Raw genomic sequence first — 17,119 nt, forward strand, 5'->3', positions numbered from 1 at the left:
TTTTGAAGGAAACAAAATGCTATGGTCACCACAAGAAAAAATGGTAGTTTATATACAAGAATCGATGGTAAAGTTGCCCATGTAGAATTTGGACACCCTGCTAGTAATTCTTTCGTTTCTGAACTTTTAGAACGTTTAACCGATACTATCAATGAACTTTCAGAAAACGATGGTATTTCTGTTATTCTTTTAAAATCTGAAGGGGAAAAGGCTTTTTGTGCCGGTGCTTCTTTTGATGAGCTGTTAGAAGTATCTAATTTAGAAGAAGGTAAAGCGTTCTTTAGTGGTTTTGCCCATGTCATCAATGCTATGCGCAAATGTAAAAAGGTTATTGTAGGTCGTGTTCATGGTAAAACCGTTGGTGGTGGCGTAGGTCTTGCCGCTGCCTGTGATTATGTGTACTCTAACGTAAATGCATCTATTAAACTTTCTGAACTTAGCATCGGTATTGCTCCTTTGGTTATTGCACCTGCCGTAGCAAGAAAAATAGGTAATGCCGCTATGGGAGAAATGTCTCTGGCGCCTACCGAATGGAAAAGTGCATATTGGGCACAAGAAAAAGGATTGTTCAACAAGGTGTACGACTCTGCCCAAGAAATGGATAAAGAACTTGATTTCTACATTCACAAATTGGCAAGCTATAACCCAGATGCTTTAACCGAGTGGAAGAAAGTTTTATGGGAAGGCACCGACCATTGGGATACCTTATTGACAGACCGTGCATCGATCACCGGTAAACTGGCACTATCTGACTTTACCAGAAATGCACTGTCAAAATTTAAAAAATAAACAATAACCGAAACAGCACATCGTTCTGTTTCTAAATATTATGTATGGAATTCTTTCAATTTTTAAACGGTAACCTTGTATTTCCTATTTTGGCCCTTTTTGTGTTGGTCATTTATTTTGTAAATAAAGTTCGCGCAAAGAGAAAATACAAAAGGTAATTCTACCCCTTACTACGCAACTAATCGGTATTTATTCATCTTCTAATAAATCAGTTTTATGTTCGCAAAAATTACATTGGCATTTCTATCCTTCTTTCTTATGACCTGTTCTGATAAAGCTGAACCAGAACCAGAGCCAATAAATTGTTCTACAGCCATATGCACACTTAATTTTGTAACCATTACGGTTAGCGTCGAAGATGCAACAGGTGATGCCGTATCTTTAGATAATTTTGAGGTAATAGACACTGCAACCGGCGAGAATTTGGCAGAAAGTACAACTGCGGAAGAATACCATAATGATCAAGGCATTTACCCTATTATTAGCGATGCATACCGCAAAAAATATCAAAATAAAACAGCAACCCTTCTGTTTAACGGTTTTATAGGTGATGAGAAAGTTGTAAGTGAAGAATTTGAGATTGGTGCAGATTGTTGCCACGTAAGCTTAATAGCAGGAAACAGAACAATTGTTCTAGATTGATTTATTCGCTATTAATACGTGTATACTTTCCCTACCTTTGCCAAATAATTATAGGTTATGAGCAATATTCGTATTACTAAACAATTCAACTTTGAAACCGGCCATGCACTGTATGGTTATGATGGTAAATGTAGAAACGTACATGGCCATAGCTATAAATTATCCGTAACCGTAATTGGAAGCCCTATTACCGATACCAACCATGTTAAGCTGGGTATGGTGATAGATTTTGGAGACCTTAAAAAAATAGTGAAAGAAGACATTGTTGATATTTTTGATCATGCTACCGTGTTCAATAAAAATACACCACACGTAGAATTGGCCAAAGAATTAATGGACAGGGGACATAACGTAATTTTAGCGGACTACCAACCTACCAGCGAAAATATGGTGATAGACTTTGCCGCCAAAATTAAAGCGAGATTGCCCGAAAATATTTCATTGTTCTCCTTAAAATTACAGGAAACCGATACCTCTTTCGCAGAATGGTATGCCAGTGACAATTAAGTTCAACATAACTTAACGATATACTTTCTTTACAAGCTTTTAAATTGTTTTATTTTTAAGGCAACTCCTTAATATATAACAACATGACCAAGCATCATATCTATTGGTGGAATCTTGAAAACCTTTTCGATATAGAAAATTCACCACGTAGAAGTGAGTTTCTCAACAACCATTTGGGTAATGAACTCAACGGGTGGAACGCTTCTATTCTTGAACAAAAAATAGCGAACCTTACCGCAGTAATCTCTAAATTCAATAACGGTGAAGGGCCGGATATTTTAGGGGTTTGTGAGGTAGAAAATGAGCATGTTATTGAATTGCTGATAGCGGCAATGGGTAATGCCCTCAATAAAAATTATGGTTTTGTTATTTCTGAAGGAGATGATAAACGTGGTATAGATACCGCACTTATTTATGATAAAACAAAATACGGACCTGAACAACAAACATTTAGTCTACGTATTATTAAAAGAAACACCACTAGAGATTTATTTCAAGTACACATAAATACCGCCAACGGCAACAAACTTATTTGTATTCTCAATCATTGGCCATCGAGATCCGGGGGCGAATTGACCAGCGAGCCTTTTAGAATTATGGTTGCCGAAAACCTATCGTATTGGATCGAAAGAATTTATGAGGAGCAGGGTAAAGATGCCAATATACTATTAATGGGCGATTTTAATGATAACCCTTATAACAAGAGTATTACAGATTATTTAATGGCCATCAATAATAAGGCGTTGGTTAAAAGTAATAGAGTACGTTTAAAATATTTCTACAACGTAATGCACCGTTTTTTAGATGCACAGATCGGCACATTCGTATTTGGGAACACCTATAATATGTTAGACCAATTTATGATCTCTAAAAGTATTTTATCAGAGAAGTCTGATCTTCCCTTTAAATTAAGTACCGTAGAAATTATTGCATATCCAGAGCTTACATCTGGCTCATATCAAAAACCAGTAAGATTTGGTAGACCTAACTCCAGTACATTTAACTTAAACGGTTATAGCGACCATCTGCCCATAAAAATTGTGTTGAACGAAAAAGACGCACCTGCATAAACAAAGTTTATAAAAGCACCTATGTACTTATTTTGACCCACGTATTCCCTAGGTACGCAAAACAGTTATTATATTTACATTCTGATGACGAACATTGAACTTCCAGCAGGGAAAAAAGTATATTTTGCCAGTGACAACCACCTTGGCGCGCCTACCATGAAAGAAAGTAGGGTGAGAGAATTGAAGTTTGTTCGTTGGTTGGATACGATTAAGTCGGATGCGGGAGTCATTTTTTTGATGGGCGACCTGTTCGATTTTTGGTTCGAATACAAGACCGTTATCCCTAAAGGATTTACCAGAACGTTAGGAAAGCTTGCAGAACTGTCTGATGCAGGCATACAAATACACTATTTTGTGGGCAACCATGATCTTTGGATGAACGGTTACTTTGAAGAAGAACTGAATATACCTGTGTATCATAAACCTCAACAATACAATATTAATGGTACCTCTTTCTTTTTAGGCCATGGGGATGGTTTAGGTCCAGATGATAAGGGCTTTAAAAGAATGAAAAAGGTATTTACCAACCCGGTTGCCAAATGGTTCTTTAAATGGCTACACCCCGATCTTGGTGTTCGCTTGGCCAAACATCTATCGGTTAGCAATAAATTGATTAGTGGTGATGACGATGCCAAATTTTTAGGCAACGATAAAGAATGGCTTGTACAATACTGCAAAAGAAAATTGGAGACACAGCACTATGACCATTTCATTTTTGGACACAGACATTTGCCTTTGGAAATACCATTAAATGAGAATTCAACATACACAAACCTAGGCGATTGGATTAATTACTACACCTATGCCGAGTTTAATGGCTCAGCACTTTCATTAAAAGAATTCAACTAATTTCATCAAAAAACATCGATGAAATACATATTTTATTTTGTAATCCTTTTCTTACAACATAAATCAAGCAGTTCACAACAATAGTTTTATAAAACTAGCTCTTGACCATACCTTTACAGTGTTAGTTAGTTAGTTAGTTTAAGTGTTGTAACCCAAATCTTCACATTACCTACAAGTTTCCCCACTTGAAGATTTAAAACTCTTAAGTGTTACTTTAAAGAATAGCCCCTCAATGAGGGGCTTTTTTTATTGTTATATCTTGTATTGAGGAATAACAGAATTTTACTTTTTAAAAGAAGATAACATCGATCAAGTACCTATAAAAATTGGTAAAAAATAGAATTTGGTTTTATCTTTACGCACAAGTTTAGATAAAGTGTTTATTCCCAATACTATAACTGACCTACAATAGTGCTTCCACTTTACGACGAAAGTCTTAAGTACCACTTACAATATAAAAAGCCCTTTGATTAGGGCTTTTTTTATCAGATATATTCTGTTTATTAATTTTCATGATCTTCCACATCCTTCTGTAAATCAAGCCTTCTAAACTTTGGAGAGACAATAGCCGTAAGACCAACGGTAAGCAAGGTCATGGTACCGCCGAATACAACTGCAGTTACCGTTCCCATTAACTTTGCCGTAACACCACTTTCAAAAGCACCGAGCTCATTAGAAGAACCCACGAACATGGAGTTCACAGAAGCCACACGCCCTCGCATATTGTCCGGGGTTTTCAATTGTAAAATGGTCTGTCTTATGATCATGGAAACACCATCTACCGCGCCACTTAAAAATAGGGCAATTACAGATAACCAGAAATAGGTAGATAAGCCAAATACGATCATACATACACCAAAGCCAAATACTGCCAGTAAAAGCTTTTTTCCTGCGTTCTTATGCAACGGAAATCTTGTAGAACCTAACATTGTAATTGCCGCACCTACAGCGGGAGCTGCTCTTAAGACTCCAAAACCTTCTGATCCCACATGTAGAATATCTTGTGCAAAAATGGGCAACAATGCCACAGCACCACCAAATAGAACAGCAATCATATCTAAGGTCAAAGCACCTAAAACCGCTCTGGTCTTAAAAACAAATGTTAGTCCTTCTCTTAAACTTTGAAAAACGGGTTCACCGATCTTAGGGTTAAGAATAGGCTTTTTTGAAATATTAGATAGGGCGGTTAACGCCAATAATGAAAAGCCGAAAATGACGCACATAGACCAGTGCACGCCAATTAAACTAATGGAAAAGCCCGCTAATGCCGGACCCAATACAGATGCCATTTGCCATGTAGTACTACTCCAAGTAGCGGCATTCGGGTATATTTTTTTTGGAACGATCAACGCTATTAACGAAAATATGGTGGGACCTAAAAACGCACGTACCAAACCGCCACAAAAGACCAGTGCATAAATTCCGTAAAGTATGGTTTTGGTTTCGTAGCTTTCCAATACTGAGGGAAGGCTTAACATGAACAGTCCGAAGCTAATAACCGAGAAACCGAATATGCACTTCACCAATAAATTGCGCTTCTCTTTCTGATCCACGATATGACCGGCAAAAAGTGCCATACTTACCGCAGGTATTACTTCCATTAAACCAATGATACCCAATGACAACGGATCTTTGGTCATGGTATATACCTGCCATTCTATAACTATGAACTGCATAGACCAGGCAAAAACCATGGCAAAGCGAACTAAAAGAAAAATATTGAACTCCTTAAATCTTAGGGCCGCATAGGGATCATTCACGCTCATAGAGAAATCGGTAAATTGACTTCAAAGATATTTAATAATGGATAGGGCAAAACAAGATTTGATAACAAAAATCCTATTTTCTTAAATGCGGAATTCTTATTGACTGTTATTCAATACCCAATTCACCAAAAAACGAATCTAGCTCGAGCCTAAACATGGTTCCGTTAATTAAGTCTCTAATTTCAATAGCTTCTTGATAACTAACTGCAAACGATATTTGATGTGCAGGAGAATTTAAAAGCAATGAACGGCACGTTTCTTTTGATTTGCAATCACTACATAGGTGACCTTTTCCGTTTTCTACTGTATTGGCAATGCATTTTGAAAAATAACGTAGTTCGCTACTTGTAAGCAGCAAACCAATATCCCTGAAAATCACCTGAACTTTATTTGATTCGCTGGGTTTATCACGTTTCCACTGAAACGCTATGCCAAAATCGTTCTGATAAATAGGATGAATATCGTTCATAAGATGTAAATATTTATATAAATATATGAATCTTATTTAGAACAATTATAAATAACAATGTTAAATGGTGATTTCTATCTGATTTCCTTCTGGGTCTAAGACCACACTTTCATAATAACCGTCTCCCGTAGTTCTTGGTTCGCCAGCAATTGTGAATCCGTCTTCTCTCAACTTTTCTGTTAGTAGATCTACTTGTGCTTTTGACCCGATGGACATAGCAAAATGAATCAATCCAGTATGCTCTTCTGTATAGTTTGATTTATTAATGGAAGGAGTATGCATGATTTCTAAACGGGCTCCATCTGTAAAACTTAAAAAATAGGAGGTAAATTTTTTAGTAGGATTATGATACTTTTCTCCGGCAACTGCATTGAAATAGGTTACATAAAACTTACGCATTTCCTCCAAGTTCGTAACCCAAATAGCAATATGTTCTATTCTCATTGAATATCCTTTAATTTTAATTGAAGGCTAACATTGCCCTGCCATTCATTTTCATCAATAGAAAAGACCGCATTAAATGGTTTTCTACCAGTAACCTTTGATAGTTTATTACCCATATTAAACCCAATACCATCAATTTTATGACTGCCCTGTTGTACAACAGCCAATTTTAAATGCGCCTCATCTTTACCTACACCTTTTGCATAGCCGGTATCTTGTAGGTTCTCTGCCATGAACACGGGCGACATGTTACCCGGACCAAAAGGAGCGAACTGTTTTAATATCCGCATCAACTTTGGGTTAATATCCTTTAATTCAATTACGGCATCTATGGTAATCTCAGGTATCAACATTTGTGGATCAATAGTTTCTTTGACCACTTTTTCAAATTGATGTTTAAAATTATTGTATTGCTCTTCCAATAAGGTTAAGCCTGCCGCATATTTATGACCCCCAAACTGTTCTATATAATCTGCGCATCCTTCCAAGGCATTGTACACATCAAAACCTTTAACCGATCGTGCCGATGCCGCCAATTTGTCTCCGCTTTTGGTAAAAACCAAGGTTGGTCTATAATAGGTTTCCGTGAGTCTCGATGCTACAATTCCTATTACGCCCTTATGCCAAGTATCTTTATATACAACAGAAGTGAATCCTTCTTGTTCTTGATTTTCCTGAATTTGACCAAGTGCCTCTATCGTAATTTCTTGATCCAGCCCTCTTCTATCGGTATTGAATTTTTCTATTTCAGAAGCAAATTTTAAGGCTTCGTCCATATTGGTTTCGGTCAAAAGATTTACGGCATGCTGACCATGTTTCATTCTACCCGCTGCATTTATTCTTGGTGCAATGATGAACACCACATCGGTAATGGTCAGTTCTTTTTTATTGATTTGGTCAATTATGGCTTTAAAACCGGTTCTAGGCTGCTGATTGATAACCTGTAAGCCATAAAAAGCCAGAATTCGATTCTCTCCAGTTATCGGCACAATATCTGCTCCAATTGCAGTTGCCACTAAATCAAGGTAATAGATAACATCATCAATAGTTTCACCTCTACGGGAGCCTAATGCTTGAATTAGTTTAAAACCTACTCCGCATCCACATAATTCATCATAAGGATATGAACAATCTTCTCTTTTTGGGTCTAAAACTGCCACGGCACTTGGTAATATTGTACCAGGTCTATGGTGGTCACAGATGATAAAATCAATTCCTTTTTCTTTTGCGTAGGCTACTTTATCAATTGCCTTTACACCGCAATCTAACGCCACGATCAATGTAAAATCATTATCCTCGGCAAAATCGATTCCCTTAAAAGAGACTCCGTATCCTTCATCATACCGATCAGGAATATAGGTTGCCACATTGGGGTAATAACTTAATAGGTAAGACGACATTAAAGCTACGGCAGTTGTACCATCAACATCATAATCACCATACACCAGAATATTCTCTCCGTTGGCAATTGCCTCTTCAATTCTATTGACGGCAATATCCATGTCTTTCATTAAAAAAGGATCATGTAAATCACTCAACTGCGGGCGAAAGAAATGCTTTGCCTTCTCAAAGGTCGAGATACCCCTTTGTAATAATAATTGCGCCACCAAACTATCAACATTAAGCGCATTGGCTAAAGTGTCAATATCTTCTTGTTTCGGTTTTGGTTTAATTGTCCAGCGCATGGTTTTAGTAATCAGTTTTCAGTGGCAGTTAGCAGTTCTTTAAATACAAGTTCAAATTCAAGCTCAAATTCAAGTTCAAATTCAAGTTCAAGTTCAAGTTCAAGTTCAAAAAATATCAACTCAATTTTGCTTTTTGTTTTTAATTATTGTTGCTATAATTCTTATTAATTGTTCTAATTCATCTAACAATTCAGCTCTTATTACTTGCTTACCATAATCAACTTTAGATAAGATTTTAAGATTGACTCTAGACTCTTTCAATTCCTTTAAAGATATAGAAGCTTTATTTATATAATCCCTATTCGAATTAGATCCCTGAGCTTCACCAAAATTTAAAGCAGAGCTACCTGCAGATCTTAACAATTGATTTCCATAATATTGACCAGTCATATCAGACGGTAATTCCTTGCAAAAAAGAACCACATTACCTGCAAAATCAAATAGTCTATCTTCAAGGTCAAACTTATTATCCGGCATAATATTTTATTTGTACTTGAATTTGATTCTTGCATTTGTACTTGCTCATTTATTTTTTATGAAAAACTGTCTTAATCTCCAGTTCTGCAAATTGTCTGAACATTTCCATTACGCCGCAATACTTTTCAATGGATAAATCAACCGCTCTTTGTAATTTTTTCTCCGCCAAGTTTGCACCATGAAAATGGTATTCGATTACCACTTTATCATAAAACCTTGGGTGCTCATCGGTTAGATTGGCAATGGTTTCAATATGAAATTCATCTACCTCTAATTTCATCTTTTTGAACATTGCAGCGACATCCAATCCAGAACAACCTGCTAGTGAAGAAAGCATTAAGGCTTTTGGTCTTAAACCGCTACTGTCACCGCCATCTTCTTTGGCAATATCAATTTTTAATGAATGTCCGGATGGATTGTTACTTTCAAAGGACATGTTACCCAACCATTTGGTACTAATATGATTTGTTGTGCTCATAATTTTTTGTTTCTTGTAGAACACAAAAATACAACAATAAAGGCTGCTTTAATACCATCCATAGTGAACCTAACAGCCAATAATCAGTTAACACAACTTAAATAAATACTTAAACAAAACGTATGGCATTAGTTACACCACTTGACCCTAATCATGATCCGGAGACCAAAGAATTAGCGGCATTTTTTAATGAAACACTTGGGTTTTGCCCAAATTCGGTTTTGACCATGCAGCATAGACCTGCCATCTCAAAAGCCTTTATTAATTTGAACAAAGCCGTAATGGCAAATGAAGGCCGCGTAACCTCTGCCTTAAAAAGAATGATTGCTTGGGTAAGCAGCAATGCTACTGGCTGTAGATATTGCCAAGCTCATGCCATTAGAGCGGCAGAACGTTATGGTGCAGAGCAAGAGCAATTGGATAATATTTGGGAATATAGAACACACCCTGCTTTTTCGGATGCCGAGCGTGCCGCTTTAGACTTTTCACTACAAGCGTCACAAGTACCCAACGGAGTAGATGCAGAAATTAAAGAACGTTTATACCAACACTGGAACGAAGGTGAAATTGTTGAAATGCTAGGCGTTATTTCGCTCTTTGGATATCTTAACCGTTGGAACGACTCTATGGGAACATCCATAGAAACGGGTGCCGTTGAAAGTGCCGATCAATACCTAGGAAAACATGGGTGGGAAAAAGGCAAACATGATGGCTCTGTGTATTAAGAAATAGCTGTTGGCTGTTGGCTGTTGGCTGTTGGCTGTTGGCTGTTGGCTGTTGGCTGTTGGCTAAAATTAAAAAAAATGTCAGTTCGAGTGGTTTTTAATTCAATATTTTCATTGAATTAAAAAGTGTATCGAGAACCTTTTGGTACACGAAAGCTTCTCGATACTAATTTTCTCGTACCTTAAAAATTCACTCGAAGTGACAATTAAACACTTGTAATATTGATATAAGTCTTGCTTTAAACTTCATTAAGAATAATGCGGGGTTCATCTGAATTTCTTAGCGCTTTTTACCATATTACACAATTTACTTACAACCCTGAAATTCTTCGTTATTAACCAAAATAACTATTATAATTGTCATTATGTAAAGTTTTGTTTACTTTTAGGATATAATAATAGATTATGAGTTTACAAATACTACCCAATAGGTTTAAAATAGTTGGACTATTTACATTCTTTATTTTCTGTGGAATACCTTCAATTATTTCTTTTTTCATGGGATTTACCCAACCTTTTGAAAGCAATGAAAATTCACCATTTCTTCATGAATTATTGAATCCCACTATAATGAAATATGCAAATATTTTTACGATTCTAGGAATGTTGGTTTATATGTTATCAAAAGAAAAAGTAGAGGATGATTACATTACCAAATTAAGATTAGAATCATATCAACTAGCTACTATACTATGTTTAGCAATAACCTTCATTTTACATTTAATCAATTCTGAAATGATGTTTAATCTATCTTATCCCTTATATATCTTCATTACTATTTATCTTATCATATTTTATTTTAAAAAAAGACAAATACACTAATGAAAAATCTGGTAAAAGTAGAACGAGCTCGATTAGATCTTACTCAAGCAGATTTAGCAGAAAAACTAGGGGTTTCAAGACAAACTATTCATGCTATTGAAAAAAACAAATTTAACCCTTCAGTAATTTTAGCACTTAAAATGGCAAAATTATTCAGTCTAACAGTTGAAGAGTTATTCATTATAGAAGAAGAATAAATCTTATAAAGCACATAAATATTACCCCAAAATCTTCCCCACCAATTTCTGCAATTCCCCAACAACCTCTTCTTCAAACCAAGGATTCTTTCTTCGCCAAAAATGATTCACCGGTGAGGGGTGTGGCAGCAAGAAAAACTTTGGCAAAAACTCTTTGTAGTGCAATACATTTTCAGTCAGGTTCTTTTTAGCTTGTTCGCCCAAGTACTGGTCTTGGGCATATTTCCCTATAAGTAAAATGAGTTTTACATTCTCAAATTCCTCCCACACCTTAGGGTGCCACAAAGGAGCACATTCTTTTCTGGGTGGTAAGTCTCCTGTTTTTCCTTTACCAGGATAGCAAAACCCCATGGGCAATACGGCAAAATTATCGGGATCATAAAATACTTCTTCATTGACACCTAGCCATTCCCGTAATTTTTTGCCACTGGGATCGTCCCACGCTTTGTTTTCTACATGTGCCTTTCTTCCCGGTGCCTGACTCACCAATATAATTTTAGAATTCTTATTACCCGCTACTATGGGCCTAGGCTCTAATGGCAAATACGCTTTACAAACCTTGCAATTTCTTATCTCAACTAATAACTCTTGCATGGTTCAATACTATAGATTATAAATTATTCGATAATTACCGAAAGATGTAATGGCAAAATTATGCTACAATAAATTTAGTGGTTCCCCATCAAAACTGAGACCTTCGAAGCCGGTTTTCATGAAATTTCTAATATTCTGATGAGAGCTTCCCTTTAAATCCAATAAGACCTCATCAAAATAATATTGACCAAAACAAGCTAAGGTTTCCTCTTTAGAAAACCCCTCTTTAATGGCAAATGAAAACAACTTACACGAACCGGAATTTTGCCCCACTTCATTGCTTACTTCTCCATTAGTATATGCCGTAGGAGTAAAACTGTACTTGGAATCTATAACCACCATCGTGTCTGAAAACAAAATATCTTTGGGTGCAGCCGCTAGTTTTTTCTTAAACTCTTCTAAAGTCATGGTTAGTTGTTTAGGTATTTAATGGTTTATGAATCAGATATTAATGTTCAAATATAATGAAACCCTGTTTTTTACCTCCACTTTACCTTCATTCAAATTTTGTGATATTGGGAGCATGCTTGAAACACCCAATGCATACCTATTGTAATTTGCCTCTACCCCAACACGGGCAAAATATACTTCGCCACCCGTATCGGGAACCGAAAAACCAAACTCTTCGTTCTCTGCAAAAAACTCCCCTCCCAAACCTATTTGCGGAGTAATAGCTACAGACGAAGAAACATAATAGGTTTTATAAGTATTCAACGCTACATTCCACTGATTACCAAATAGGTAATTCTTACTGTTTTCGGTTTTTATGGTATAATTTAATAATGCGGACAGTCCCCAATTTCTATGGGTAACACCATAATTAGCAGCCAAAATATAATCCCAACTCCCAGTTCCCAATTGAAAACTTGGGTTAACACTTCCTTCTATATTTTCAGCATCAAAACTACCGGTAGGTAATTTTACACCCCCACCTATTTGCAAGGCATGTTCTGGTTTTATGGAAATAATACTATCTGGAGTTTGCCTCAACACATTGTAATATGCCAAAACAGTAGCGTCTCCAATACCATTTATGGTTTGTTCCGTAGCATCTGCAAAGGTTCTATTGTGCGAGTGATAAGGAAGCAATGCATTGATCAAAACTCTTTTTCCCACAGGAAACTTACCCCACGCCTGTACGGTGTTGAAATTTTCGTTTATCCATGGGGAATTATCAAAAATACCGTCGCGAGAACGGTATTTCTGACCAATATATCTAAGACCCACGAAGTTATTATTCAATCCTGTACCAAAACCCATGCTTCCACCATTGCCTCCGCAACCGCAGGTATCACAGAAATACTCGTATGCCGTATTTTTCCAAATACACTTGTCCCCTTCCTTAGGCAAATTACTTGCTTGGGTCGTAAACAACCCCCCAAGCATCACTAAATACATTATAATCTTATTCATCATTTTAATATTCTGAAAATCGTTCGTCATTTATAAAAGTTTCATCTGTCAAAATTTCAAAAAAGGCCAACAATCCTTCTTTTTCTTCGTCGTTTAAAGCGATTCCTATTCCTTCTTCCGTTCTAAGGGAATCATCCAATGTTTCTGAATCTACCATGCCGTTGGTGTAAAAATCCAACACAGACTCAAGGCTACCAAACCTGCCATCGTGCATGTACGGAGCCGTTAACGCTACATTACGCAAACTGGGAACTTTAAACTTGTAGTTATCATTGTCACTACCACTGACTTCTGCTCTACCAACATCGTTTAATTGAACATTAGGTGGAAGTCCATTATTTCTAAAACTACCGTCGGCAAATAAATCGGTTGCATGGCAAGTGGAACATTTTTGTTGAAAAACCTGTAATCCATACAATTCGGTTTCCGTCAACTCTCCACCTTCTTCATTACGTACATACTTATCGTACTTAGAATTTGAAGAAATCATCATGACCATAAATTGGGATAGTGCTTTTAAAAAATTCTCTGCATTGACACTACCTTCTTCAAAAGCATTTTCAAATTGTTGCTGGTACTCGTTATCGGCTATCAGTTTATTGATAACTCCCGTTATGGTTTCTCCCATTTCCACCTCATTTGTGATCGGAATTATTGGAAAAAGGTCTAAATGCGATGTAGCACCGTCCCATGCAAATTCATTAAAAAATGCCATGTTAGCTATGGTAGGGGTATTTCTTGTGCCTTCCATATCATCTACACCATGGCTAAATTGATGACCGTGGTGGGTGAACGCAGAACTCTGCTCATGGCAAAAACCGCAAGAGATAAACCCGTTAGAAGAGAGTTTACCATCATAAAACAATTTCTTACCCAATTCAAACCCTAATTGTGTTGGCGGATTCGCCTCAATATCATACGCCAAATCGGGGAAATTATCCGGAACTTCTATCGTTAAAAGCGTGTTCTCGATAGCTACATAATCATCATCACTGCAAGACACCAAAAACACTGACAGTAATACCCATATTAGATATTTCATCTGTTATTATTTTAAAATTAGGGCCGCCCGTTGAGCGACCCTAATGTATTTAGTGTGAATCTCCTGTGCCGTTATGAACGTGGTCTACAGAAAACATGCTTGCGGTATTTGTAGCGACTTGTGGCGACTTTTCTTCGCTCACCATAATTACAGATTGCTCGGTCAACGACAGTTTGTTTTCACCATCTAATATGGCATTTGCATCTGCCACTAAATGAATAATGGGCGACATCTCATCACTTACTAAAGCATCTGTATCCAAGCTTAAGGTTACCTCTTTGTAGTTATCCAAACTAGAACCATGGCTACCCATATGTACTTTAAAGTCGGTTGCTTCGGTAACGGTCTCTGAAGTGAATGAACCCTCGTAGTTCAAGAATTTATACCCTGCTTGCCATGACCACATCATGTTGGTCTCTTCTGCTACAGTTAAAAAATCGCCCTGGCCTTCGGCACCTTGTAGGTACTTTTCTTGATCTACACCCACACCAAAAGTGATAGACACATAGGTTCCTGCAGGTATATTCTCTAACACTACCTCTGTATCACCGGTTTCTTCACTGGTAACAAAGTAGCTGTCATCTTTTTCATAAGTAAAAGTTTCACCTTGATCATTGGTTAAACGAAAATTACTGACGATATAATTGAGCCTTGTAATTATCAATGTTTCATTTTGCGAATTGGTATAACTAGATGTAGCCAACAACAAATCGTCTGAACCAAAACTGTTATCAAATTCAAGTGTTACACTGTTCTCGCCAGTTAATTCCGTAGCAGTATCATCATCGCTGCTACAACTAACAACTAGGGTTAATACTAACGTTATTGCTAAAATTTTATACATAAATTTCATCTGTTGATATATTATTTTGAATGCAGAAGCCATGTAAAATTGGCTTATTGCATTCTTGTCATTGTAATGGTTTCACCTTATGCACAGGCATAAGATATTTTTAAATAAAAAAATTGATCAGTTACCCCCGACTTCAGGATTTGAGCCGTGGTAATAACACATAGCTGGGCATCACTTTAAATAAGCTTGCCTAATCTACAATGCTATTTAGGAGATGAAATTTGGTGGACGAAAAACAGTAGATATAAACTGTTGTTCGTTCAAGTTAGGATGCATTGAAACCAAAGCTGTTTTAATCAATACACTTTCAAAATCAACATCAAGAATATTTACAAAGCCAATAGGATATTCGCGAAGATCGGCAGAAGGTATATCTTGATGATCTTTTTCTTGTTGCTCTTTGATCATTTGTGCCAAGTAACATTTACCATCACAATTAAGCATGGGCTTGTCTTTATTGATACACAGTACTTCAGCAATATAATCTTGATTTATCACATATTCTAACACAGGCAATACTGGCTTTACCATTGCAGTGAGGTAAAGAAGAATAAAGGTATATGTGAGAATTTTTTTCATGCTAAACTGGAGTAAAGGTAATTCTCATTTTGAAAATTTCTTATTTATTTCTCCAAATTAACACTTAGGGCTATTGATTTTAAATGATTTAGGTAAACAGCGTTTTATGAGTATCAGAAAGTCAGAAAAGAAACGTTATATTTCAATATACAAACCCTTTTGCATTTATAATATGAGCAATAGACTCCTAAGGTTATCTTCGATTAAATTCACATTTTCATTCTTGTTTATCTTTATTATAGCCTGCTCTTCAAATGAGGACATCGTTATTGATAATGATGATGATCAAATAACCGAGGAGGTCGAAGAACCGGAAGAAGAAATTGTAGAACCTTTACCAGAAGGACCATCAGAGCAAGAAATATTGCAATCAAAGAATGATTTACTTCAGCTTTTAATTGAGAATACATTAAATAATGGAGTAAAAAAGACTTGGCACATTTCAAGCGCTTCATTAGTTAATGCTACGGGGACATTAGATGTTACCGCTAATAGCAACATTTTGGATGATGAGTTTATTTTTACGTCTTCTAATTCTTCCGATGAAGTATCAGGTATTTTAACCTGGAAAAAGAGAAAAGGTATAAACCATATTGCTGATGCAAATTCATCAGTCGCGAATGATAATTATTCGTCGCCTGTGGAGCTTGACTTTATAATTAATGATAATATAGAAATAGTACATCCAGAGTTTACACTGATCAAGGACACTGAAAATACAATTACCGGTGAAATTATAGTTGATGAAGCCACTAATTCCAAGTTAATGGTTTCATTGGTCCAAAAAACTAGTGACGATTATAAAATAGCTCCCACTAACATTAACTTTAAATCATTTGCAAATTTCAACAATATTACCAGCTATGGTAAAACTACTGGATTTGTAGGGAGCAATAACACCAACAGTTTATATCTATCTTACCGTGATGATAGCAGTTCCCCAAGAGTTAGAAGGGTCTACAAATATGATATTAATTCGCAGGTTCTGGATTCTACCGAAATAACGTATACTGGTTCCGAATTTACTTCAAGCAGATTACATTTAATTGATGATCAATTAGTGGTTGTGGGTTCAGGACGAGTATCAACAATGAAAAATACATTGGATTCTGAAATTAGTACCTACCCATATGCTTCTAATTTATCAAGAGCTGGTTCTGCAGCCGTTGATTCTCAAGTGTATTTACTTGGAGGAGATTTAACTGTTCTAGACAATCCAAAAGTTCCTTTCAAAATCCGAAGTTTAAACAATAGCACTTATGATTTACAAGATGTTTTTACCATAGAGGAATCAAGGACTATTGCAGAAGGAGAAATAGTTGATTCTGATTTATATGTTTTTGGCGGATTAGTTGAGAACTCAAATCCATATGAATTAATTAAAACCGGTTTTAAATACAACTTGGATAATGGCTCTTTAGATTATTTTGATTTACCTAAAGGAATATTTGAAACTACAGCTTGCAGATATGAGAATCTAATCTTTGTTTCTGGTAAATTACCTTTTGTGGAGAATGAGCCAAACTTCTTTTTTGGTGTCTTAAATGTAGAAACAAATTCTTTTGTAGAAACCTCTATCAATTTTGAAAGTATAGATCCGAGTTTAGTGGATATTGAAGGCTTAACTATTGTTAACGATACTTTATATATTGCTGTAGAAAATATTTCAAATTCTAAAATTGTTGTAGAATATGTAGATTTAAATTCACTTTAATTTA

Annotated in this window: 20 protein-coding genes; 8 read left to right on the forward strand and 12 right to left on the reverse strand. The window is 36.1% G+C overall.

Annotation, left to right across the window (positions count from 1 at the left end; all coding sequences use genetic code 11):
• Positions 1–21: 21 nt before the first annotated feature.
• From EXIGUO8A_RS06580 to EXIGUO8A_RS06600, 5 genes are all read left to right on the forward strand, one after another.
• Positions 22–789: an enoyl-CoA hydratase/isomerase family protein gene (locus EXIGUO8A_RS06580; protein ID WP_116771459.1), complete on the forward strand. Its 768-nt coding sequence runs from the start codon at positions 22–24 to the stop codon at positions 787–789.
• 216 nt (positions 790–1,005) lie between these two features.
• Complete coding sequence (locus EXIGUO8A_RS06585; protein ID WP_159302484.1) at positions 1,006–1,431, forward strand: hypothetical protein; 426 nt, start codon at positions 1,006–1,008, stop codon at positions 1,429–1,431.
• Between the two features lie 57 nt (positions 1,432–1,488).
• Positions 1,489–1,938: a 6-pyruvoyl trahydropterin synthase family protein gene (locus EXIGUO8A_RS06590; RefSeq protein WP_159302485.1), complete on the forward strand. Its 450-nt coding sequence runs from the start codon at positions 1,489–1,491 to the stop codon at positions 1,936–1,938.
• Positions 1,939–2,021: 83 nt separating this feature from the next.
• A complete protein-coding gene (locus EXIGUO8A_RS06595) occupies positions 2,022–3,008 on the forward strand; it encodes an endonuclease/exonuclease/phosphatase family protein (RefSeq protein WP_159302486.1) in 987 nt (328 codons plus the stop codon).
• A gap of 84 nt (positions 3,009–3,092) precedes the next feature.
• Positions 3,093–3,857, forward strand: coding sequence for a UDP-2,3-diacylglucosamine diphosphatase (locus EXIGUO8A_RS06600; RefSeq protein ID WP_159302487.1), 765 nt, complete (start codon positions 3,093–3,095; stop codon positions 3,855–3,857).
• Positions 3,858–4,360: 503 nt separating this feature from the next.
• Here the strand turns inward: EXIGUO8A_RS06600 and EXIGUO8A_RS06605 are convergent.
• From EXIGUO8A_RS06605 to EXIGUO8A_RS06630, 6 genes are all read right to left on the reverse strand, one after another.
• Complete coding sequence (locus tag EXIGUO8A_RS06605) at positions 4,361–5,623, reverse strand: MFS transporter (protein WP_159302488.1); 1,263 nt, start codon at positions 5,621–5,623, stop codon at positions 4,361–4,363.
• 106 nt (positions 5,624–5,729) lie between these two features.
• Positions 5,730–6,092 carry a hypothetical protein gene (locus EXIGUO8A_RS06610; RefSeq protein WP_116771465.1) on the reverse strand — a complete coding sequence of 121 codons (363 nt, stop codon included), beginning with the start codon at positions 6,090–6,092 and terminating at the stop codon, positions 5,730–5,732.
• A gap of 60 nt (positions 6,093–6,152) precedes the next feature.
• Positions 6,153–6,536: a VOC family protein gene (locus EXIGUO8A_RS06615; protein WP_159302489.1), complete on the reverse strand. Its 384-nt coding sequence runs from the start codon at positions 6,534–6,536 to the stop codon at positions 6,153–6,155.
• Complete coding sequence (gene recJ / locus EXIGUO8A_RS06620) at positions 6,533–8,221, reverse strand: single-stranded-DNA-specific exonuclease RecJ (protein ID WP_159302490.1); 1,689 nt, start codon at positions 8,219–8,221, stop codon at positions 6,533–6,535. Before recJ ends, EXIGUO8A_RS06615 begins: the two co-directional genes overlap by 4 nt.
• 120 nt (positions 8,222–8,341) lie before the next feature.
• Complete coding sequence (locus EXIGUO8A_RS06625) at positions 8,342–8,698, reverse strand: four helix bundle protein (protein WP_159302491.1); 357 nt, start codon at positions 8,696–8,698, stop codon at positions 8,342–8,344.
• Between the two features lie 49 nt (positions 8,699–8,747).
• Positions 8,748–9,176 carry an OsmC family protein gene (locus EXIGUO8A_RS06630; RefSeq protein WP_116771468.1) on the reverse strand — a complete coding sequence of 143 codons (429 nt, stop codon included), beginning with the start codon at positions 9,174–9,176 and terminating at the stop codon, positions 8,748–8,750.
• 122 nt (positions 9,177–9,298) lie between these two features.
• Between EXIGUO8A_RS06630 and EXIGUO8A_RS06635 the strand changes: the two genes are divergently transcribed.
• Positions 9,299–9,901 carry a carboxymuconolactone decarboxylase family protein gene (locus EXIGUO8A_RS06635; RefSeq protein ID WP_058104690.1) on the forward strand — a complete coding sequence of 201 codons (603 nt, stop codon included), beginning with the start codon at positions 9,299–9,301 and terminating at the stop codon, positions 9,899–9,901.
• 821 nt (positions 9,902–10,722) lie between these two features.
• The gene (locus EXIGUO8A_RS06640) at positions 10,723–10,920 is read left to right on the forward strand and encodes a helix-turn-helix transcriptional regulator (RefSeq protein ID WP_116771470.1); all 198 of its coding nucleotides are present in this window, start codon (positions 10,723–10,725) and stop codon (positions 10,918–10,920) included.
• A 21-nt stretch (positions 10,921–10,941) separates the two neighbouring features.
• Here the strand turns inward: EXIGUO8A_RS06640 and EXIGUO8A_RS06645 are convergent, their stop codons facing one another.
• The 6 genes from EXIGUO8A_RS06645 to EXIGUO8A_RS06670 form a co-directional block, all read right to left on the reverse strand.
• Complete coding sequence (locus EXIGUO8A_RS06645) at positions 10,942–11,514, reverse strand: uracil-DNA glycosylase family protein (RefSeq protein WP_159302492.1); 573 nt, start codon at positions 11,512–11,514, stop codon at positions 10,942–10,944.
• Between the two features lie 63 nt (positions 11,515–11,577).
• Positions 11,578–11,922, reverse strand: a complete 345-nt coding sequence (locus EXIGUO8A_RS06650) for a HopJ type III effector protein (protein WP_159302493.1) — start codon at positions 11,920–11,922, stop codon at positions 11,578–11,580.
• A 33-nt stretch (positions 11,923–11,955) separates the two neighbouring features.
• Entirely contained in the window at positions 11,956–12,957 is a 1,002-nt protein-coding gene (locus EXIGUO8A_RS06655; protein ID WP_159302494.1) for a transporter family protein, read from the reverse strand.
• Positions 12,932–13,969 (reverse strand): cytochrome-c peroxidase, encoded by a 1,038-nt coding sequence (locus tag EXIGUO8A_RS06660; RefSeq protein ID WP_159302495.1) that lies wholly within the window; start codon positions 13,967–13,969, stop codon positions 12,932–12,934. Before EXIGUO8A_RS06660 ends, EXIGUO8A_RS06655 begins: the two co-directional genes overlap by 26 nt.
• 49 nt (positions 13,970–14,018) lie before the next feature.
• The gene (locus EXIGUO8A_RS06665) at positions 14,019–14,813 is read right to left on the reverse strand and encodes an MbnP family protein (protein ID WP_236564448.1); all 795 of its coding nucleotides are present in this window, start codon (positions 14,811–14,813) and stop codon (positions 14,019–14,021) included.
• Between the two features lie 216 nt (positions 14,814–15,029).
• Positions 15,030–15,401, reverse strand: coding sequence for a hypothetical protein (locus EXIGUO8A_RS06670; protein WP_074670646.1), 372 nt, complete (start codon positions 15,399–15,401; stop codon positions 15,030–15,032).
• Positions 15,402–15,573: 172 nt separating this feature from the next.
• Here EXIGUO8A_RS06670 and EXIGUO8A_RS06675 point away from each other — a divergent pair, with 172 nt between their 5' ends.
• The gene (locus EXIGUO8A_RS06675; RefSeq protein WP_159302496.1) at positions 15,574–17,115 is read left to right on the forward strand and encodes a hypothetical protein; all 1,542 of its coding nucleotides are present in this window, start codon (positions 15,574–15,576) and stop codon (positions 17,113–17,115) included.
• The last annotated feature ends 4 nt before the right edge of the window (positions 17,116–17,119 follow it).

Source organism: Maribacter litoralis (assembly GCF_902506355.1).
GTDB classification, from domain to species: Bacteria; Bacteroidota; Bacteroidia; order Flavobacteriales; family Flavobacteriaceae; genus Maribacter; species Maribacter litoralis.

Excerpts from the sequence above, each read along its gene's own strand:
- EXIGUO8A_RS06630 (WP_116771468.1), bottom strand. The coding sequence starts at position 9,176 with ATGAGCACAACAAATCATATTAGTACCAAATGGTTGGGTAACATGTCC.
- recJ (WP_159302490.1), bottom strand. The coding sequence starts at position 8,221 with ATGCGCTGGACAATTAAACCAAAACCGAAACAAGAAGATATTGACACT.
- EXIGUO8A_RS06670 (WP_074670646.1), bottom strand. The coding sequence starts at position 15,401 with ATGAAAAAAATTCTCACATATACCTTTATTCTTCTTTACCTCACTGCA.
- EXIGUO8A_RS06645 (WP_159302492.1), bottom strand. The coding sequence starts at position 11,514 with ATGCAAGAGTTATTAGTTGAGATAAGAAATTGCAAGGTTTGTAAAGCG.
- EXIGUO8A_RS06640 (WP_116771470.1), top strand. The coding sequence starts at position 10,723 with ATGAAAAATCTGGTAAAAGTAGAACGAGCTCGATTAGATCTTACTCAA.
- EXIGUO8A_RS06625 (WP_159302491.1), bottom strand. The coding sequence starts at position 8,698 with ATGCCGGATAATAAGTTTGACCTTGAAGATAGACTATTTGATTTTGCA.
- EXIGUO8A_RS06595 (WP_159302486.1), top strand. The coding sequence starts at position 2,022 with ATGACCAAGCATCATATCTATTGGTGGAATCTTGAAAACCTTTTCGAT.
- EXIGUO8A_RS06660 (WP_159302495.1), bottom strand. The coding sequence starts at position 13,969 with ATGAAATATCTAATATGGGTATTACTGTCAGTGTTTTTGGTGTCTTGC.
- EXIGUO8A_RS06590 (WP_159302485.1), top strand. The coding sequence starts at position 1,489 with ATGAGCAATATTCGTATTACTAAACAATTCAACTTTGAAACCGGCCAT.
- EXIGUO8A_RS06655 (WP_159302494.1), bottom strand. The coding sequence starts at position 12,957 with ATGACGAACGATTTTCAGAATATTAAAATGATGAATAAGATTATAATG.
- EXIGUO8A_RS06600 (WP_159302487.1), top strand. The coding sequence starts at position 3,093 with ATGACGAACATTGAACTTCCAGCAGGGAAAAAAGTATATTTTGCCAGT.
- EXIGUO8A_RS06585 (WP_159302484.1), top strand. The coding sequence starts at position 1,006 with ATGTTCGCAAAAATTACATTGGCATTTCTATCCTTCTTTCTTATGACC.
- EXIGUO8A_RS06605 (WP_159302488.1), bottom strand. The coding sequence starts at position 5,623 with ATGAGCGTGAATGATCCCTATGCGGCCCTAAGATTTAAGGAGTTCAAT.
- EXIGUO8A_RS06615 (WP_159302489.1), bottom strand. The coding sequence starts at position 6,536 with ATGAGAATAGAACATATTGCTATTTGGGTTACGAACTTGGAGGAAATG.
- EXIGUO8A_RS06610 (WP_116771465.1), bottom strand. The coding sequence starts at position 6,092 with ATGAACGATATTCATCCTATTTATCAGAACGATTTTGGCATAGCGTTT.
- EXIGUO8A_RS06665 (WP_236564448.1), bottom strand. The coding sequence starts at position 14,813 with ATGTATAAAATTTTAGCAATAACGTTAGTATTAACCCTAGTTGTTAGT.
- EXIGUO8A_RS06650 (WP_159302493.1), bottom strand. The coding sequence starts at position 11,922 with ATGACTTTAGAAGAGTTTAAGAAAAAACTAGCGGCTGCACCCAAAGAT.
- EXIGUO8A_RS06635 (WP_058104690.1), top strand. The coding sequence starts at position 9,299 with ATGGCATTAGTTACACCACTTGACCCTAATCATGATCCGGAGACCAAA.
- EXIGUO8A_RS06675 (WP_159302496.1), top strand. The coding sequence starts at position 15,574 with ATGAGCAATAGACTCCTAAGGTTATCTTCGATTAAATTCACATTTTCA.
- EXIGUO8A_RS06580 (WP_116771459.1), top strand. The coding sequence starts at position 22 with ATGGTCACCACAAGAAAAAATGGTAGTTTATATACAAGAATCGATGGT.